Genomic DNA, 18,982 nt, shown 5'->3' with positions numbered 1-18,982 from the left:
AGTATTCAGGCCTCCAGCTGCGCTACATACTGCTCGAACCAGGAAAATTTCTCATGGATGATCCTGGTCTTTTCTTTCTGCAGGTGCAGCAGAAAAGCTGCTGCTACAGGAGAAAAGGCTTTGCTTTTAAGCCATATCATTTTCCAGACCGAATTCAGCGGAAGCCCTTTGACCGGAATGATCTTAACTTCACCATTGATAAGTTCGTTCTTGATGCCGATCAGCGGCATGATCGCATAGCCAAGGCCCGCGATGACCGCCTGCTTTACCGCTTCATTAGATGTCAGCTCCATTTTTTTCTGACCTTAAGGTTATGAGCGGAAAGGTATCTTTCCATGGTGTGCCGGGTGCCTGAGCCCTCTTCACGGTAAATGATCGGAAGTTGTTCCAATATATGATGCGTACTGCCTTTTGATGATTCCGTATCTTTTCCGCCTACCAGATACAATTTATTCTGCATCAGCTCTGTGGCGTCTACCATCAGCTTATCGGGCAATACCGATACCAGCGAAAAATCGACTTCATTTTTTTCCAGGCTTTCGATCACACGTGCTTTATTGGTTACGTCCAGCACCAATTCGATGCCCTGGTGTTGCTTTAAAAAATCAGAAAGGAAATAAGGAATAACGTATTTTCCGGTCGAGACTACCGACAACTTTAGCCTGCCGGTAAGCTGGCCTTTGTAGGCTTGGGTCTTATAGTTGATCGCGTGAACCTCAGCGAGGATCTTTTCAGCCGCTACAGCGATCTCCGCACCAAAATCCGTCACGTATAACTGTCTTCCAATGACCTCAGTAAGCGGTATCTCAAACTGGTCCTGCAGATTCTTCAGCTGGATGGATACGGCGGGCTGTGTCAGATGAAGTTCTTCAGCAGCCTTGGTGATACTCATCGTCTGTGTGATCTTCAAAAATATTTGTAACTGGTGCAGGGTATATTGCATAATTGATTATAGAAGTAAGAAAAAATGAATAAGAACCATTAACACAAAACTGCTGCTTGGTTAAAATTGATATTTTTTAAGTGATGAACGAAACTGGACATATCTTCTTCAAGTTAACTTATAAAAAATATTAATACATAAAATTACAAATATAAATGAAAATTTATGATTTGCAATCCCGAATTTTGTTGAAATAAATTAAAAGCGTATGACAACAATTACTGTAGCTAAAGGTGACGGAATAGGCCCCGAGATCATGGACGCCACTTTATCCATCACTCTGGCAGCAGGTGCAAAAATCGAAATCCAAGAGGTATCGGTGGGTGAGCAAGTATATTTATCAGGAAATACTTCGGGGAATGTATCTATACAGGCGACTGTAGTTACACAATGACTCGTTGATATCCGGCATATTATCGGGAGAATATCCTGTAAATTTCCAATAAATTCAATCATACATGAAGAAAATATAAATAACTATTAAACATATCAATTAAAAAATTAAATCATGTACGGCAAAAAAAGTTATCCGCTTATTTCAGGCAAATTCAACTCCAATGAGGCCTTGTCTATCATTATGAGTTTTTATAATCATAAAATAAATTACCATAATATTCAGCTTCTAGGTGCCATGGAACATAATGACAGTTCCGTTAGCGCCATTGAACAAAAATTAAAAAGCTTGCAAAACACCCGGGAAGAAATAAGAAAACTTTTAACAGATGGCATTGAAGGCGACCATCAGGTAGAAGTGATGGGATATATCGAAATTGATTTAAATTCTTAGTCCTATGTCTGACAATTCCCAGGCATCTATAAGAAGTGCAGGAAAAAGCTTTTTCAACTTATCAACCTGGAAAGAAAGGAAGTTGGGCAGATATACTTTTTTGCGACCCTAACCGGAATGATTCAGCTTTCGCTACCCTTAGGTATACAAGCAATAATCGGTATGCTTTTTGGCGGTGTATTATCTGCATCATTAGTAGTGCTCATTTCGTTTGTCGTAGGAGGTGTGCTGCTAAACGGCATGATACAAGTGTTGCAAATGCGGGTAACAGAAAGTATCCAGCAGCGTATTTTCACACGCCTAACCTTCGCTTATGCATATCGCATACCCCGTATCGATCTTTTGAGCGTTGACAGCTATTATCTTCCCGAACTCGTAAACCGCTTTTTTGATACAGCAAGTTTGCAGAAAGGGCTTTCTAAACTGTTGCTTGATATCCCCGCAGCTTCTATTCAGATATTGTTCGGTCTGGTTCTGTTAAGTTTCTACCACCCGGTTTTCATCATATTAGGCCTGATGTTGCTGGCCATAGTTTGCATGATATTTTATTTTAGCAGCCATAAAGGCTTTACCACCAGTATGGAAGAAAGCGAGTACAAGTATGAGGTTGGCCACTGGCTGGAAGAGATCTCACGGGCCATCAAGACCTTCAAGTATTCACAGAAGCATCAGTTGCACATCAAAAGAACCGACGAGACTTACGGTCGGGTATCTTGATGCACGTAGCGCGCACTTTAAGGTACTTGTATTTCAATACCGGGCGTTAATAGCGTTCAAAGTCATCATCACAGCCGCCATGTTAATAATTGGCACGCTGCTGTTCCTGAAACAGCAGATTAACCTTGGCCAGTTCATAGCTTCGGAGATCATTATTATTGCCGTACTCAACTCGGTAGAGAAATTGATTATCAGCCTGGAAACGCTGTATGATGTGCTTACTTCGATTGAAAAGTTGGACAAGGTTTTGCAAAAACCGCACGATATTGAATTAAGCACCGCAACTGCCGGAAATATCGATCTTAATCAGCCTTTAACGATCGCTGTTCAAAACCTAAGCTTTTCTTTTAACCATCGCAAACCTGTTATTGATCAGCTGACTTTTGAAGTTAAACCAGGAGAGAAAATTTGCATCAACGGGAAAGAAGGTTCCGGCAAAACCACCCTGCTGCGGATAATCGCCGGGTTATACAGCGGTTACAGCGGACAAATTTTGATCAACGGCCTGCCACTTCAAAACATACCTGCCGAAGTTTGGCGCTCCCGTGTGGCGATATTTTTTGCAAGGGAAGAATTATTCAGCGGCACGCTTTGGGATAATCTTACCCTGGGTAACGAGCAATCAGACTTTACGTTTGTCGCAGATATTTGTCAGCTAGTAGGCTTACAACTTTTTATCGACGCGAACGCAAATGGCTATCAAACAGTGCTTCACCCGCAGGGTCAAAAGCTTTCTTACAGCGTAATACAAAAAATATTATTGGCAAGATGCTTTCTATTAAAACCGGCAATTCTCGTTATGGAAAACGGCTTGCAGGGGATAGAAACCGAAAACCGAAGGCTGATAATTGATAAACTCATCAATGATAAAAGTTTTAGTCTGATCGCCATATCTGACTCGGAAGAGTTCTCCGGCGTATGTGATAAGCTAATTACACTGAATACATAAACTGATAAATAGATGTTTTTGGAAAAAAATACAAATACCAGCCGCTTTCTGGGTTACCGTTCATTCAAAAAAGCGGTGGATGCCAGCCCTGACACACCCAAGGTGAAATGGATGGCTGCTATGCTCATCATCATGCTAGTAGCATTGCTACTGCCCTGGACGCAAAATGTCCGTTCAAAAGGAAATGTATCCACCCTTGAACCGCAACAGCGCCCCCAACAGGTAAATACCATGATAGCAGGGCGAATAGCCAAATGGTATGTACGTGATGGCGCCATGGTAAAGCAAGGGGATACTTTGCTGCAAATTACCGAAACTAAAGACGAGATACCTGGATCCGGAACTTATCCAGCGGACTTCCGAACAACTTCGTGCTAAAAACGATGCGACTGAGTTTTATAAAAGTAAAGTAGAAACAGCTGATAGCCAGATTTCTGCCCTGCAGCAGAGCCTGCAGCTAAAAATACGTCAATTACAAAATAAGCTTAAGCAATATGGGCTACAGGTACAATCAGACAGTATAGCTATGGTCTCCGCTGCCAACCAGCTAAATATAGCAGATCTTCAATTAAAAAGGCAAAAGGAACTTTATCAGGCAGGTTTAAAATCGCTGACCGAGTATGAGCAGCGGCAGCAATATTATCAGGATGCTTTAGCTAAAAGAACAGGTACCGAAAATAAATTTTACAACAGCAAAAATGAACTGCTAAATATTAAGCTGGAACTTTCGGCCACGTCTCAGGATTACACAGAGAAGATATCTAAAGTGTCAGGAGATCGTTTTACCGCACTCTCTCAGGCAGCAACCGGCGAAGGTGAGATCTCAAAGCTCAAGAACCAATTATTCAATTATAATGCCCGGAGTAATTTCCATTACATTATCGCCCCGCAAAATGGCCAGGTCTTACAAAGCATCAAGGCGGGTATAGGCGAAACTGTTAAGGATGGCGAACAACTGCTCACCATAGTGCCCCTGCATTTTCAAAAAGCTATCGAGATAGCGGTTGAACCTAACGATATGCCACTAATAAGTAACGGACAGCTGGTCCGTGTTCAATTTGACGGTTTCCCGGCCATTGTTTTTTCGGGCTGGCCGCAGGCATCCTACGGTTTATTTACCGGCCGTGTTGCCGCCATCGATAACAGTATCGACGCATCTGGCAAATTTAAAGTATGGATACAGCCGGATGAAGGAGGCAAGAAATGGCCTGCTGGAGTACGTTATGGCACCGGCTGCCAGGTTATCGCCTTGCTCAATAATGTGCCGGTATGGTATGAACTGTGGCGCCAGCTCAACGGTTTTCCGCCCAATTTTTATACATCAACTATTACAGATAAAGGTAAAACTACTAACAAGAAATGAAACGAATACCGTTAGCCTTTGCCCTGTGTATGGTTTGTTTACATGCGCTAGGGCAAGATGAGTTATTAACGCTAAATGAATACCTGGCAGCAATTAAGCGTTATCATCCTATTGCTTTGCAGGCGGGATTAAATACAGATAAAGCCCGGTACACGCGCAGGGAAGCGATTGGTGGTTTTGACCCAAAGCTGGAAGTTAACCGGGAGCAAAAAGTGTTTGGAGGAATCAGTTACTACGATTACGTGACACCGGAGATTAAATTGCCGCTTTGGTATGGCATCGATTTGAAAGGAAGTTATACAAACTATGACGGTTATTACGTAAATTCCGAAAATAAGGTACCCAAAGAAGGACTAAGTTACTTAGGAGTAAGCTTATCATTGGGCCGCGGATTATTGATTGATGAACGCAGAGCTGCGCTGAAGCGGGCTGCGATCTACCAAAACATCGCAGCCAACGAACAGCGGCAAATGCTGAACGATCTGTTTGTGAATGCTACACATACCTATGCAGAATGGCTAAATGCCTGGTTAAATACAAAGGTTTACGAAAGAGCAGTTGATCTGGCCTTAGTAAGGCTTGAGGGTGTAAATCTGCTTTATAAAAATGGGGACAGACCGGCAATTGACACCTTAGAGGCGCTGACGCTTCTTCAAAGCAGGCAGCAAAAGCTAACCGAATATCAGAATTTGGTTTTAAACAAAAAGAATGAACTGGCTGCCTATTTATGGTTGGATAATTTAAAACCTGCAGACCCGAAAAAATTAAAAATTAAACCAGATACCAGCCTTCTTAAAATGGCTGTATCCGATAGCCTGCTTTTAAAAGAACCGGCTGCGGTGTATGCCCAAAATCCGGATGTAAAAGCATATATGTTTAAAATAGATCAGTTAAATATTGAAAGGAAACTGAAATTAGAAGAGGTCAAACCAATATTCAACGTAAATATCGGTGTCCTGAACTCGGGCGGCGCGTTGTTTAATAACCTGAATTCAAATTGGTTGCAAAACAACCAGAAATTTGGTTTCACTATTGCGATGCCGTTGACGTTCACCAAACAACGGGCCGCCTACAGTTTAAGTAAAATAAAGATAAAGGAAGCGGAATATTACCTTTTAGACAAGCAAAACCTAATAACTGTAAAGTGGAATAATTACCGTAACGAATTTATGAACCTCGAAAAGCAGATTCTGATCAATAATGCGATACAAAACAACAACAGGACTTTATTGACAGGCGAGGAGACGAAATTTAAGATGGGCGAAAGTTCTTTGTTCCTGGTGAATTCGCGGGAACAAAAAGTGCTGGATACACAGGAAAAGCTGAATGAAATTTATACCAAGCGATTTAAAACAATACAATACCTTAATTGGCTGACCAACAATTGGTGACCGGCTCAAAAGTTAAATTTTAATATAACACGAACGTAGAGGCCGAGCATTCTATCAATGAAATTTTATATTTAGGAGATCCGCAAAGTACTGTATCAGGGCGGTCAATGCTGAAAAAGGCAGTATATCTAATTTTTTAACTGGGTTTTGAAGAGTTTACCTTCAAGAAATTAGCTTGTGAAAAATATTCTACCGAAGCTAGCGTCTATAGATATTTTCAAAACAAACGCAGACTTTGATTATAAATTACTGATTTGTATAATAAAATAATAATAAATGAAAGCAGTAAAGTTTATCTCTCAAATGATGTAATAGGAATAAATAATGTGAGATAGTCACGATTTAATCTGACAAGTGCATGTTTTTCTCTGAGATAGTCACGATTTAATCTGACAGTTACGTTCTTTAATTTATCGTAACTGTCAGATTAAATCGTGACTATCTCATTTATATTGAGCTGATCAGTTCTGAGATCCGGTTAGATATGCCAACTTCGTTATCATACCAGGCTACCACTTTAACCAATTTTCCGATAGCCTTGGTCATAGTGCCATCTACAATTGAAGAGTGTGTATTACCCAAAATATCGGACGATACAAAAGCCTCCTCAGTATATTGCATAATTCCTTTTAATGTGGTGTCTGAATAGCGCTTTAATACCTCATTGAGTTCAGCAACTGATACCTCGTTTTTCAGGTTGATCGACAGGTCGACAATTGAACCGTCAATTACCGGAACACGGTATGAGTAACCGTCCAACTTACCTTTAAGATTCGGTAAAACATCGCCTATAGCCTTTGCCGCGCCGGTAGTTGTTGGAATAATATTATAAGCGGCGGCACGAGCCCGGCGAAGATCTTTATGCGGCGCATCCTGTAAGTTTTGGTCAGCTGTAAATGCGTGAACCGTAACCATAAAGCCTGATTCTATTCCGTATTCTTTTTCTAATATGTGCAGCATCGGTGCGATACTGCCTGTGGTACATGAGGCTGTAGAGTAAATCTCGTCATCACTAATTAATTCATTATTTACACCATGTACAACGGTCTTGATGCCGCCTGTAGCAGGTGCCGTGATCAACACTTTTTTGGCTTCTGCACGGATATGAGCTTCGACAGATATTTTATCTGTAAATCTTCCGGTCGACTCAATCACCCGTTCAATTCCTAACTTACCCCAAGGCAGTTTTTCAGGATCTCTTTCGCTCAATAGTTTAATTCGGTTTCTGTTAACAACCATGTAGTCGCCATCAGCGCTAACCTCACCAGGAAAACGGCTGTGGGCTGTATCGTATTTAAGCAAATGCACCAATGTATCTATATCAGTCAAATCGTTTATTGTGACCGAACCACAGTACTTCAATATTTTTAAATACCAGTGGCTACAAGGTAATTCTGCTACAGCTTTAAAAGAGCCGTTTAAGGTAGTATTGTCCAGAAGCGAAGCATTGAGGTATTTTGGCACCGTGCCATTAGCAGCTATTATAGGTAAACAGGTTATTTACAATGATTCATTACGTCTTACAGTTTCCGGGATAGTGGAAGACTGGACTAAGAACTCTGATCTCGCTTTTAAAGATTTTATTTCGTTTGCAACGGTTGAACACAGCTTTTTAAAGCACGATATCGACCTGCATAACTGGGGGATGTGGGAATTTAATTCGCAGGGATATGTGAAACTTGCGAAAGGAGTTACGCCTGCACAGATCGAAAAACAATTTCCGGGTTTTGTAAAAGCTCATATAACGGGGTATGGTAAGCCACCGCGGTTATTGCTGCAGCCCCTGGCTGATATTCACTTTAACAATCGCTACCACGATGTCTATTCCAGGCAAACACATTTGCCAACGTTATATGCCCTGATAGCCATAGCGGTTTTTATTTTACTCATAGCGGTTATCAACTTTATAAACCTTTCTACTGCCCAATCCCTGGCAAGAGCCAGGGAGGTGGGTGTACATAAAGTATTGGGCGGGAGTAAAACAAGCCTAACGGTGCAATTCATGGTGGAAACCTTTATACTAACCCTCATCGCTGTAGTTATTGCGTTGTTCGCCATACACCTGGTAATCTTCTTATTTCATCCCTTTATTCCACCGGGGGCAAACTTGAGTTTATTCAGCCCGGCATTGTCTTTGTTTTTGGTTTTAATCCTTATCGTAACTTCCATACTTGCCGGTTTCTACCCTGCAAGACTGTTATCATCTTATCTGCCCGTATTAAGCCTGAAAGGACAGGGGGCCACACAATTTAATAATAAGAGTTATCTCAGGAAAACATTGATCGTATTCCAGTTTACTGTATCACTGGTGTTTATTATCGGTACGCTTATCGTTGGTAAGCAAATCAATTTTATATTAAATAAGGATCTGGGTTTTAACAAAGATGCAATTATAACGATGCATACAGAATGGAATAATAGCATCGATCAACTAAATGTTTTTTGCAATAAAGTTAAAGAAATACCGGGAGTTCAAGTAGTAAGCCGCCACCGTACGACACCCGCGGCAGAGCGGCACGGCGGAACAATCATTTTTAACAAGGGGGCGGAAAACTCAAAGACCGAAGCTTCATTTGATTTTTGCGACAGAAAATTATGTGTCGTTATTCGGCTTAAAGATTGTAGCGGGTCGCAATCTTATCCATTCGGATACTATTAAGGAGTATTTGATAAATGAGACATGTGCTAAAGCCCTTGGGTTTAAAAAACCGGAGGATGCTGTAGGGAAATTTGTCGGGATAGGCATGCCCAATTCTACAAGGCAAATAGTTGGGGTCGTAAAAGACTTCAATTCAAAATCGTTGCATGAAACGGTTACCCCTTTCTTTATGGCCTCGGTTACAAAAAGTGAAAGGACTGTTAGTATCAAATTATCAACCGGGAAAGGAATCAATGATTTTAAAACAACTATAGACCAAATTAACAAAGCGTGGAAGGAAGTGTATCCAAATGAAAAATTCGAATATACTTTTTTCGACCAGACCATCGCTAATTTCTATAACAAGGAACAGAAAACTTCGCAATTGATGAATACGGCCATGCTGATTGCGATATTTATTTCATGTATGGGGCTGTTTGGCCTTGCAACTTTTACCGCACAGCAGCGCGTAAAAGAAATAGGCATCCGGAAGGTGCTTGGAGCAACTGCTGTAAGCATTGTATCGATGTTGAGTAAAGAGGTTTTAGGATTGATTATTATTTCATTGTTAGTGGCCTCGCCGATTGCCTTTTATTTAATGCATAATTGGTTACAGGATTTCGCCTACCGCATTAACATAAATTTATGGGTTTTCTTATTATCAGGATTGGCTGCAATCGTCATTGCCTTGCTAACTGTTAGCTTCCCTGAGATGCATCGGTAAAGCCGGACAGTCGAGATGCTTAACTTAGCAAATCAATGGACAAGAAAAAGTCAAGCCGCCGTGTTTACGATGCGGATTTTAGGTCGGATGTATTGAAGATGGTTTTTAGTGGTCGTTCGGTTGTGGACGTGGCCGCTTCGTTGGGGATCAGGGAGAATTTGATCCACAAATGGAAAAGCCGTTATAAAGAAACAACGGGATCATCGGCGCTGAAATCGCCAGGGTCAGAAACGCCGATTGTATCGGTAGAAGAATATGAACGAATGAAGGTACGTCTGCGAGAAGTGGAGCAGGAAAGGGATATCTTAAAAAAAGCATTGGGCATTTTCAGCCGGACAACTTAAAGCAGGTGTACGCTTTTATTTTATCACAGGAGCTGTTTTTTCCGGTGATAAGGATGTGTGATGTATTATCGGTGAGCAGGAGCTGTTACTATGCCTATCGTAAGCAGGATGAGCAGGCTGAATGCTCAGTTCAAAAGAAGATCGAAGCGCAGGTAGTTGAAGCCTTCCGGTTACATAAACACCGTTATGGTATCCGTAGGTTAGTCCCGGAGTTGTCAGACCAGGGATTAAAGATAGGTCATTACCGGGTACGGCGTATCTTACATCAAAATGGATTGAAAGCGATTCAACCCAGATCATTTGTGCCCCGGACAACAGATAGCCGACATCCATATCCAATCAGCCCCAACCGGTTGAAAGACAGGTTACCGCCATCAGGGATAGACCAGATATGGGTTGGCGATATCACCTATATCCCGCTAAGAGAAGGATCCTGGTGCTATCTGGCGGTATGGATGGATCTGTTTTCCCGCAGAGTGATCGGGTGGCAGTTGTTGCACCACATGAAAGAGGCCCTTGTACTGGAGGCGTTTCAGAAGGCCTATAGCAATCGTAAAGCTGATAAGGGGTTGATCGTTCATTCAGATCGTGGCGGACAATATGCAGGGAATATATTCCGCCGATGGCTTGCCAGGTGTCATGTACTACAAAGCATGAGCGATGCGGACAATCCGTATGACAATGCTTTTATGGAATCGTACTTCTCCCGGTTTAAAGCCGAGCTATTGCAGGACGGCTCTTTTGAAAATATAGAAAATGCCCGCAGCGAGATATTTGAATATATTGAAATGTACTATAACCCTATCCGAAGACATTCAGCCTTAGGCTATATCAGCCCGATGGCGTTTGAGCGAAAGGCAAGTTATCCACAAAAAGCGGAGGCCCGATAAAAAGAAAAAAGAAGCAAAAAAGAAAAACGTGTTGAAATATGGAAAACTCTCCGAGTTTCCCACATTTCAACACCACAAACAAACAACAAGTTATTTATTTTTACTTTTATAAATCATGACAGATCAACTGTCCGGATAAACCATCACACCCCACCAGACACTGAAAGCTGCGTTGACCAACCCGGTTAAGAGTTTAAGAAATGAATAATCACTTGGTTCAAATACCAAAAAGCATAAATAATTATCAAGGCTTTTCTTTTAAGTGCCACTTCAGGCTTCGAACCGACAGAAATTAAAAACAGAAATTTTTTAAGTGCAATCCTTTCTCTGGTTCAATCAAAAACGGGTTAGATATTCCGAAATCGGCCTTAATCATCAAATAAAGGCGCGAACCTTTTAAGGTCATCTATGAATTGGTTCGTGTGGCCGACGGGTTTGAGTGTACAAGGTTTGACATTTAGTGCAAAGCCATAACCGGCGGGGAAAGATTTTTCTCCGCAAGTTTTTTATTTCCACTCATTCAGTCAGTAATAACCACGCAGTTAGGAAGCAACGCTTTGATGAGATTTATATCTCGTTTATTGATAGAGGTTCTTTCAATATGCAATTCCTGTAATTGCTTTAAATTAGCAATGGATGATGGTAATGATTTTAGATTCTTATTCATACTAACATCCAGGTAAAGTAAATTACTTAGTTCACCTATTTGTACCGGTAACTTTGAGAACGAATTGAAGTCAAGTATTAAAATCTTTAAGTTTTTAAGTTTGCCAATTTCGGGGCCAACATAACGCATATCGTTGGAAGCAAAGGATATTTCCTCAAGTTGACTTAATTTTGTTATTACGATAGGAAAAGTCGTAAATCGATTACCCAAAATGTTTGTAGAAATAACATTATGCAAGTTAAAAAGTTGTCGAGGTAGTTTGGTAAGTTGTTGATTTGCAGCATCAATGCTTACAACATCATCTTTATGCTTGATCGCAGAATCGATATTGTGATATTCTTTGAGCGATCTGTATTTTTTAATATAATCCCAATAAGATTTCATGCCCATAACTAAAGTAAGTCACAATGGAAATTCATGCTTTTTATCGCCTGATTTCCAGATACCCGTGATTGTATGTCTGTCCTTTGACACTTGTCCATCAAATCGTCCAGTGTTATGGCCTTTGATGTCCCATTCAAAAAAAGTTATAGAATAGTCAGTATTAAAAATGCCAGCAAGCTTCAGTCGGCCATTTTGGGGATTATAATTATAGGATCCAACAATCGAGGAATCCAACAGCACCAGAAAGTTAAGCTTAATAGGCAATTTTTTATCATTTGAAATTTGTAGATAGCCATCGTAGTTATAAGTGGGGCGGACACTTTTATCTTGGGCTTGAATTTTGGCAAGCAATAAAATAAGTAGTAAGGTAAGGTTGACAAATTTCATTTTCTAAAAAATATTGCACCAATTTGTAAAAATGGTGCAGATATTACCCATTAGGGTTCATCAAAATCCTTTTACAAATTAGCAAGAAGCCGCATATCATCTAAAAAGTGGTGCGTAAGTTGCCCATTTTGGCGCACGGAAGGTGCACCAAAATGGGCTCGAACCTGTATAAAAACATTAAACAACCAATAGTACTCTTTCGGTGCTTCTCAAAGCAGTCATTAAATTGAATAATGTTTTCAATTTAATGGGAAATTGTTAAGTCATGTTTTATTTCCCCTGTAAAGGGATTTTGGACAATATTTGCAAGTCTTCTTTGAATTGGTTCGAACCAACTAAGTCAAGGAGTACCGAGTCGGGATGAAGCTTTTCGAAGTTTTTATCCCGGCTTTTTTCTTCCTAACTTATTGTTAGTGTGGTGAATTAAAAATGCAGTCAAGTTAATTTGATTGGTTCTTACAGCTTTTTCTAAAATCTTCTATTTTTCTGGAAATATCGAACCAATAATCGGCCTTTTTTCGTCAATTTTAGCCTTTCTATACGCTTTAAACAGCATATTTAGCCGCAACGATGCTATGTCTATAATTTTGGCATTATCTAAATGTTCGGTGTTATTTTCCTTCAAAGTTTTTAACCCCGCTTCAAATCAAGTTTCATTGGTTTTAAAATTCAGGTTGGAAACTGAATTTGATGCTGAATACGCGTGCGCCGGGTTGGTCAAGATAATTGCAACGGCGAATAAGGTCGATCCGCAAAAATTTGAAAATATTGGCTATACCGGCCCCGACTTCAACATACGGTGCGCTGCCAAGGGTGTAAGTGCCGTTGGAGCTTTTGGTTGCAGCAGGTAAGCGATAAAGGCCTGTGCTTTGCGTCGGATCGTTTTCGGCACGCAAGCCACCGTACAATATTTTAGCAGAGATGAATTCCCGCCATTTTAGATGCTTGATTAGCGGGACTTTGTTTAGCAGGAAGCCGTTAAAGGTGTGCGTAAGGTTAAGGCCAAGGTAGTGATCGCTCACAAATTCAAGATAGTTCAAGGCATTATAAGCATCTCGCTTATAGGCGAGCGATTGATTGGCGGGGCTGATATTGAGCAAGGGAAAAGGCACTTTGCCCAGCACATAGCCGCCGAGCAGGGTAACATCGGTAAAGCCCGCCTGAGAGAGATAAAAGCGCTTATAAATGTTAATGCCAAAGTCGGTATAGGCATACTTGCCACCAAGGCTACGGTTAATAAGAAGGTCATAAATAGGATAAGGGTTATGGATACTATGCCGCGTGCGGCTGCCCTGAATAAGCTCTTCGTGCGGTGCATAGCGTAAGTGAAGATTTAGCTCGCTGGTAGTTAAATTGTTCACCAAACTGCCATCATCATTCTTTTGATAAACCAGTGCTGCAGCCGGTGTTTGCTGCCAGTTTTTATAACCCAGAATATACGAGAAATGATTTTCGAAATCACGAAAATATTGTAGCTCAAATATTCTACTATATAGCCAATAGTTGGTTTTTCCGGTTTGAAAAGATGAGAATGCTGTAGCACGGTTGGTTACCGAAAAAGTATGACCAGGTACATCTACATCATATAAATAGCTTACCTTAAAATAATTATTAGGAAAACGGTAGGGCGCTGTTTTATTTAATGAAAGATAAGCGATTGCACTCCCTTTTACCCGATGATCTTTAGTGCCATAAGCAACGTATCCCTCAAAATAAAAGGTGCTATCCAGCAATGGAGTAGTTCGTCCGCCCAATTCCAAATGCAAGCCTTCCTGGCTATTAAAAGATAAAAAATGTGCAATAGGTCCGATTTGCACCGGGCCGGTATCGGCATAGCCCGCTGTAAGTGTGGACAGCCACCACATTGTTCTTTTGTAAGACGGCATCTGTTCCAGTTTGTACAACTTTTCGTAAACCTGTGCCTGGCCTTTGCTAAGCGTATCAAAACCAGCTTTGCCCGTAGCCACCTGTAAAGTCTCACCCTGGTAAAATGCCGCAGTCTGCGACGCGCCGATTTTGTAGTTACGATATATCACCTTACGCTCACCAAATACACCCCAGCCTTTTTTAGTCAGCCCAAAATCAGCCTTAACCCTACTGCTGGCCAGTTCATACCGACCGCCAGTTTGCCGGGCAAAATCTAACAGTACATCAAAGCTTCTTACAAAATTTACATTGATCTTCCCATTTAGCCTTAATTCACAAGCTGTTACTGAAAAACGCCCGTCCAACGTTACAACCAACTTGCCCTCAAATAACAGATCCCCTTTTGCGCGCGGCGTAAAAGCGAGCTCTACTTGTTTACCCATAGCTGTGCTAATGGTATCTGTAATAAAAAACTTATAATAATTTGGCGCATGATCCGCTATAGGGCTCAAAAACTGGTTAGCTATAATGAACAGGTTATTCTCATAAATATCCACCTGATGACCGTACAATTGGTTTACATAAAGTTTAACCCCCGCGGTGTCAATAAACTGCAATATATTAACGCCTTTATAGGCTCTCTGTATCTGTATTTTCTTCTCCGGCTCCTTTCGAAAATAAATGTCCGACAGCTTTTCTTCCAGCAATACCGGCAAAAAAGTTTGCCCCTGCACCGTATCCAACATAAACTTATATTGGCTAAAAAATTTACTCTCAACCACTTTCTGCGGTAAATTAAAAAAAGATAGTCCCATTCGTTCATACTGCTCGTATTGCAAATAAGCTGCAGCCTCTGCCCGGTTCTCCTGCTTATGATCGATCACTTGCTGAATGAGCGCGACTGCCGGATTTCCTTTGTTGCGATAACGCTGCCCTCTCACAGAGGTTATCGTTACATTTGCCAGCTCATTGGCATCCCGTTCAAGCAATACTTGTAATTTATTCGCTTGCCCGGGTACAATTACTTTGACGGCGGGTAAATAACCAACATGCGAAAATGCTACCTGTGTAAACGTTACTGCTCCGGCCAGCCGAAACCGCCCCAGCGAATCTGACTGTGTGCCAATATTACTACCTGCAAAAGTCACTGAAACTGATGCAAGGGGCTCACCGCTAGACGCATCTACCACTTGCCCTGTTACTAACGTCTGCGCTGCGGCCCATAAGCCTGATATTGAAAAGCATATCAAAAAATAAAGACGCAAACGCATGATTAATTAACCATTTCTGTGAAAATATGTTTTTGCCTTAAATAGCATTTAGATAGTCTTCACTTTCTTTTTCGACCTAACAACTCGTAAAAAATCAATACAATCATGAACCTGTTTGGCATTTGAGCTATCGCTCGGTTGAATGGCTGTATTTTCAGACTGAAGAAGAAAATTACTTTTGAGAGTTTCCTCGTTTGTTGACTGATTTGCCGTATCGCATCATTCAAATATTATGGGTCAAGACTAGGTAAATTGCCTATTTATCTATACTCAGTAAAATTTCAGTCAATTCATCGGGGCGATGCTCCATAACATTATGTTCACAATCAATCACCTCCACTCGCCATTCCGGAGAATTTTTATGTAATTCATATAGTTGCCGGAAAGGAGTACTTTCCCAGCCGCTGAGATAGATAAAAGTAAGGTTTCGAATTTGCTTGTAGTTACCAATTAATTGTAGACTTTGCATAAAGGTAGCCAAAGGGTGTGGGCGCCTTCTACTATCAGAACCTGGTCTGCTAACTACATTAAATCCATCCGCCGCGGCGCCAGCTGCAAAAAGCTCGCGATATTGATCACTAGTTAGCTTCCAACATGAATCCCCGTCTTTGGGAATATAGGCATCTATGTATACAAGCCCGAAAATATTTTCAGGAATAATATCAGCTACACCTGTAATAACCATTCCAGCATAGCTATGCCCGCATAAGATCACATCGGTCAATTTCTTTTCAACAATAAAATCAATGACAAATTGAATATGAGTTGTCAAATTAATGATCTTGTCTTGGCTAACGGCTTTTTGCTCGAGTCCGGGTAATGTTAAAGAAAAACAATCTTTTTCATACGATTTCATTCGCGTTGTTATTGGATCAAATACCCACGCACCATGCCACCCGCCTGGTATAAATAAATAAGTTTTTTAGTTCTTTCAATCATTGGTTGAAAAGAGTTAGTGAATATTGTGCTTTACTTCAAGTTTTTAGAAGACGAAAGCTAACGGTAATAAAAGGACTGCGCTGTAAAAAAACAACGATCAACGGAACAAGCTTTTGATTAAAAGAAGTTTATTTTTCATTGTGATACGTTAAATATTTATGTATAAGCTAAGATTTTGCCGGGCCGAAAGGTTATCAATTAAGGTGCACTATAAATAGTCCTTTTCTACAAAAACTTCTTCCCGGTTTTGTTCAATAGGAAAGGTTATCGTTAAGGTAACGCCATGGCCATTTTCAATTACAAATTTCCCCTTTAACTGCTTGCCAAGCGCCTTCATCATTTCCATCCCAAGGGAATTAGCTTCACTAAAGTCAAAGTCGGGAGGGAGGCCGCGCCCTGTGTCAGAGACCTTTAAAATAGCGTTTTCATCGTCTGATGTTGACAGGCTCACCTTGATCTCGCCGCCCTTATGATCAAAAGCATATTTTATAGCATTGGTGATAGCTTCGTTTAATATTAAGCCGATGGGTACCGCCAGGGCCGGATCAAGGTTAAGAGGATTTAATACCTGGTTTATTTTGATCTGCCTGTAACCTGTATCGAACGAATCGCTCAGGTAATCGATCAATTCACCAATATAAGCGGGCATAGATACGAGGGCAGTTGTTGTACTGCTGTAGAGTTTCTGGTGTAAAAGCGCGATAGCGTTTACCCGGTGCTGGCTGCCGCGAATTGCTTCAAGCGCGATATCATTTTGTAAATAAGCCGACTGGGTGTTCAGAATGCTCATTACAATTTGCAGGTTGTTTTTTACCCGGTGATGTACTTCTTTCAATAACCATTCCTTTTGCAGCAGCAAATCTTCCAGAAGAACGTTTTTGGAAGTGATCACTTCGTTGCTTTTTTGCTTATGTACGTTTTGCCTGAATAATAAAGCCGCTATGACCAGTAATAAAAATATGGCGCCGATAGTAAGGTTTTTAACCAGGTTGGCCTGCTGTAAATTAGCCTGCTCAAGCTTGCTCTTTTGGTTTAAAAGTGTAATTTGTGCTTCTTTTTGCCGGGTTTCATACTCAATTTGCAACTGCTCAATCTGTTTGCTTTTGGTGGTATTAAATATCGAGTCTTTGATGGTATTGGCTGATATAAGATGATGAATAGCCGACTGATACTGCCTCCGGCTGGTATCAAGGCCAAACCAAAGAGTTTCATTGGTGCCAAGGTCATTGTTATTGCCAATCTTCCTCAATAGATCCTGATTCATTTTGAGGTATTTTAACGCTTCGGCAAACCTGGAGGTTGCGGTGTAAAACTTAATGATTAGTTCATAATAGCTGGTCCGGGCATATAAGTTGAGGTTGGAATTGTTAGTTTGCTGTATCAGTTTGTCGCAGTAAAGTTTGGCCGTATCATACTGTTTTAATGCCAGGTAAACTTTAAGATAGGTTTGACTTACCTCATCGCCTCCTTCATATAATTCTCCGGAGGGCTGTATGAATTTTCGAGTTACCTGTGTTAAAAAAGCTTGGGCTTTTTGGGGCTTATGCATCCGGAGGTAAACATCAACTATATTGCCTGCCAGCAGGTATATGGTTGCATTATCTTTCTCTGATTTGGCAATTTCCAAAGCACGTGAAAAATAATTGATGGCCTTTTGATTGTCGCCAAGCTTTACAAAATTATAGCCCAGGTTATTGTTGATCTGGCATATTAACCTCACATTATCCGCGTGGCTTGTGGTGGCAATTTTCAGGGCCCTCAGTTCATAGCTGATTGCTGTTTTATAGTCGCCCTGGGTATAATACAGCCTTCCTAATAACGCGTACAGCCCCTGGGTTTCCGTGTAATGGGCCTGGTCATAATAGGCTAATGCTTTTTTAGTTTCGGCAAAAGCAAGGGTATAATCATTCATCATCTGGTGAAGGTCGGCTAGTAACCGGTAACACCGGGCAAGTTCAACCAGGTGGTTTGTACGTTCAAAAGCACCGATGGCCTGGTTCAGGTAATCAATCCGGGAAATCATGCTTTGCTGTAAAAAATCCTGGCTGTAATATTCAGATAACTCAAAATAAGCTTTACCAAGCAGCACCCAGTTATGTGCCTGCTTAATTTCCTGTATGGTTTGTTCAAGCAATGCGCGGCCGTTTTTGGATTGGCCTTTCGACTTGTAAAAAGCCGAACGGATCAATGCAATGCGAAAGCTGGTTTCAGCCTGCGGAGAGCGGTAATTAAGCTGTTCGGCCTGGTTAATAAAATGAGAAGCACTATCCAACTGTGCAGTGGAAGGGTGGCGCAGATGGGTGAAAAACTCCGCCAGTTGCAGCGCAACATGGATGCGGTCGGCGGAAGAACCAGGGAAGCTTTTTTGCGAAAGCAAAGAATCAACATGGTGCCTGGTAATTTCCTGCGCGTTTGCTGAAATGGCCAAAAGAAAGCACAGGATAATCAGTTTGCATTTTGGTATCGTTTCAGCTCGTTTCATCTTTGGTTGGGAGCCTGTATGCATCAATCTTTTTTTAAATTTAGGTATATTCAACTACATCTGCTAATTTAAAAGCTATCCTGGTGTGATGTAATTTATTAGTATTCAGTTATTTTAAAGCTTTGTTGAAAGAAATGATTAGCAACATCGAAAAAGAAATAGAATTAAAAACATTAGCAAGGCTATATCAGCATTCACAGGATCTTTTAATATATTTTCTCCGGTATAAATATATCCGTA

General features: G+C 41.0%; 17 protein-coding genes and 1 pseudogene. 11 read left to right on the top strand and 7 right to left on the bottom strand.

From position 1 onward, the window contains the following. Window positions 1-5: 5 nt before the first annotated feature. Window positions 6-892: pseudogene (locus ACQ86K_RS16810) on the bottom strand (LysR family transcriptional regulator). Between the two features lie 259 nt (window positions 893-1,151). On the opposite strand from ACQ86K_RS16810, the gene ACQ86K_RS16805 reads away from it, so the two are divergent. The 7 genes from ACQ86K_RS16805 (at window position 1,152) to ACQ86K_RS16775 (ending at window position 6,150) form a co-directional block, all read left to right on the top strand. Further along, on the top strand, window positions 1,152-1,337 hold the full coding sequence (locus ACQ86K_RS16805; RefSeq protein WP_091162890.1) for an isocitrate/isopropylmalate family dehydrogenase: 186 nt from the start codon (window positions 1,152-1,154) through the stop codon (window positions 1,335-1,337). A 114-nt stretch (window positions 1,338-1,451) separates the two neighbouring features. Continuing rightward, window positions 1,452-1,730, top strand: a complete 279-nt coding sequence (locus tag ACQ86K_RS16800) for a hypothetical protein (protein WP_091162891.1) — start codon at window positions 1,452-1,454, stop codon at window positions 1,728-1,730. A gap of 24 nt (window positions 1,731-1,754) precedes the next feature. Continuing rightward, window positions 1,755-2,447, top strand: a complete 693-nt coding sequence (locus ACQ86K_RS16795; protein WP_431200875.1) for an ABC transporter transmembrane domain-containing protein — start codon at window positions 1,755-1,757, stop codon at window positions 2,445-2,447. A gap of 79 nt (window positions 2,448-2,526) precedes the next feature. Further along, a complete protein-coding gene (locus ACQ86K_RS16790) occupies window positions 2,527-3,396 on the top strand; it encodes an ATP-binding cassette domain-containing protein (RefSeq protein WP_431198373.1) in 870 nt (289 codons plus the stop codon). Between the two features lie 18 nt (window positions 3,397-3,414). After that, window positions 3,415-3,774 (top strand): biotin/lipoyl-binding protein, encoded by a 360-nt coding sequence (locus ACQ86K_RS16785; protein ID WP_431198372.1) that lies wholly within the window; start codon window positions 3,415-3,417, stop codon window positions 3,772-3,774. Next, window positions 3,689-4,759: an HlyD family secretion protein gene (locus tag ACQ86K_RS16780; RefSeq protein WP_431200874.1), complete on the top strand. Its 1,071-nt coding sequence runs from the start codon at window positions 3,689-3,691 to the stop codon at window positions 4,757-4,759. The genes ACQ86K_RS16785 and ACQ86K_RS16780 overlap by 86 nt, the downstream gene beginning before the upstream one ends. Continuing rightward, on the top strand, window positions 4,756-6,150 hold the full coding sequence (locus ACQ86K_RS16775) for a TolC family protein (RefSeq protein WP_091162894.1): 1,395 nt from the start codon (window positions 4,756-4,758) through the stop codon (window positions 6,148-6,150). The genes ACQ86K_RS16780 and ACQ86K_RS16775 overlap by 4 nt, the downstream gene beginning before the upstream one ends. A 447-nt stretch (window positions 6,151-6,597) precedes the next feature. Here the strand turns inward: ACQ86K_RS16775 and ACQ86K_RS16770 are convergent, their stop codons facing one another. Then, window positions 6,598-7,479 (bottom strand): type I glyceraldehyde-3-phosphate dehydrogenase, encoded by an 882-nt coding sequence (locus tag ACQ86K_RS16770; RefSeq protein WP_218134337.1) that lies wholly within the window; start codon window positions 7,477-7,479, stop codon window positions 6,598-6,600. 10 nt (window positions 7,480-7,489) lie between these two features. Between ACQ86K_RS16770 and ACQ86K_RS16765 the strand changes: the two genes are divergently transcribed. From ACQ86K_RS16765 to ACQ86K_RS16750, 4 genes are read left to right on the top strand one after another with little or no spacing between them, the layout of a single operon-like run. After that, entirely contained in the window at window positions 7,490-8,809 is a 1,320-nt protein-coding gene (locus tag ACQ86K_RS16765; RefSeq protein ID WP_431198371.1) for an FtsX-like permease family protein, read from the top strand. Further along, on the top strand, window positions 8,724-9,512 hold the full coding sequence (locus ACQ86K_RS16760) for an ABC transporter permease (protein ID WP_431198370.1): 789 nt from the start codon (window positions 8,724-8,726) through the stop codon (window positions 9,510-9,512). Before ACQ86K_RS16765 ends, ACQ86K_RS16760 begins: the two co-directional genes overlap by 86 nt. 35 nt (window positions 9,513-9,547) lie before the next feature. After that, window positions 9,548-9,856 (top strand): transposase, encoded by a 309-nt coding sequence (locus ACQ86K_RS16755; protein WP_143020740.1) that lies wholly within the window; start codon window positions 9,548-9,550, stop codon window positions 9,854-9,856. A gap of 5 nt (window positions 9,857-9,861) precedes the next feature. Beyond that, window positions 9,862-10,746, top strand: a complete 885-nt coding sequence (locus ACQ86K_RS16750; RefSeq protein ID WP_431198369.1) for an IS3 family transposase — start codon at window positions 9,862-9,864, stop codon at window positions 10,744-10,746. 520 nt (window positions 10,747-11,266) lie between these two features. Here the strand turns inward: ACQ86K_RS16750 and ACQ86K_RS16745 are convergent. From ACQ86K_RS16745 to ACQ86K_RS16725, 5 genes are all read right to left on the bottom strand, one after another. Beyond that, window positions 11,267-11,797, bottom strand: a complete 531-nt coding sequence (locus ACQ86K_RS16745) for a leucine-rich repeat domain-containing protein (RefSeq protein ID WP_176844597.1) — start codon at window positions 11,795-11,797, stop codon at window positions 11,267-11,269. 18 nt (window positions 11,798-11,815) lie between these two features. Beyond that, window positions 11,816-12,184, bottom strand: a complete 369-nt coding sequence (locus ACQ86K_RS16740) for a hypothetical protein (protein ID WP_091176175.1) — start codon at window positions 12,182-12,184, stop codon at window positions 11,816-11,818. Window positions 12,185-12,846: 662 nt separating this feature from the next. Further along, window positions 12,847-15,240: a DUF5686 family protein gene (locus ACQ86K_RS16735; RefSeq protein WP_176844598.1), complete on the bottom strand. Its 2,394-nt coding sequence runs from the start codon at window positions 15,238-15,240 to the stop codon at window positions 12,847-12,849. Between the two features lie 337 nt (window positions 15,241-15,577). Beyond that, window positions 15,578-16,228 (bottom strand): alpha/beta fold hydrolase, encoded by a 651-nt coding sequence (locus ACQ86K_RS16730; RefSeq protein WP_431200873.1) that lies wholly within the window; start codon window positions 16,226-16,228, stop codon window positions 15,578-15,580. Between the two features lie 240 nt (window positions 16,229-16,468). Continuing rightward, window positions 16,469-18,742: a tetratricopeptide repeat-containing sensor histidine kinase gene (locus tag ACQ86K_RS16725; protein ID WP_176844599.1), complete on the bottom strand. Its 2,274-nt coding sequence runs from the start codon at window positions 18,740-18,742 to the stop codon at window positions 16,469-16,471. Between the last annotated feature and the right edge of the window lie 240 nt (window positions 18,743-18,982).

Origin of the sequence: Mucilaginibacter sp. P19 (assembly GCF_050632265.1) — a bacterium.
Taxonomy (GTDB): Bacteria; Bacteroidota; Bacteroidia; order Sphingobacteriales; family Sphingobacteriaceae; genus Mucilaginibacter; species Mucilaginibacter gossypii.
The sequence above is the reverse complement of the archived record's forward strand: the minus strand, read 5'-3'. Positions and strand labels throughout refer to the sequence as shown.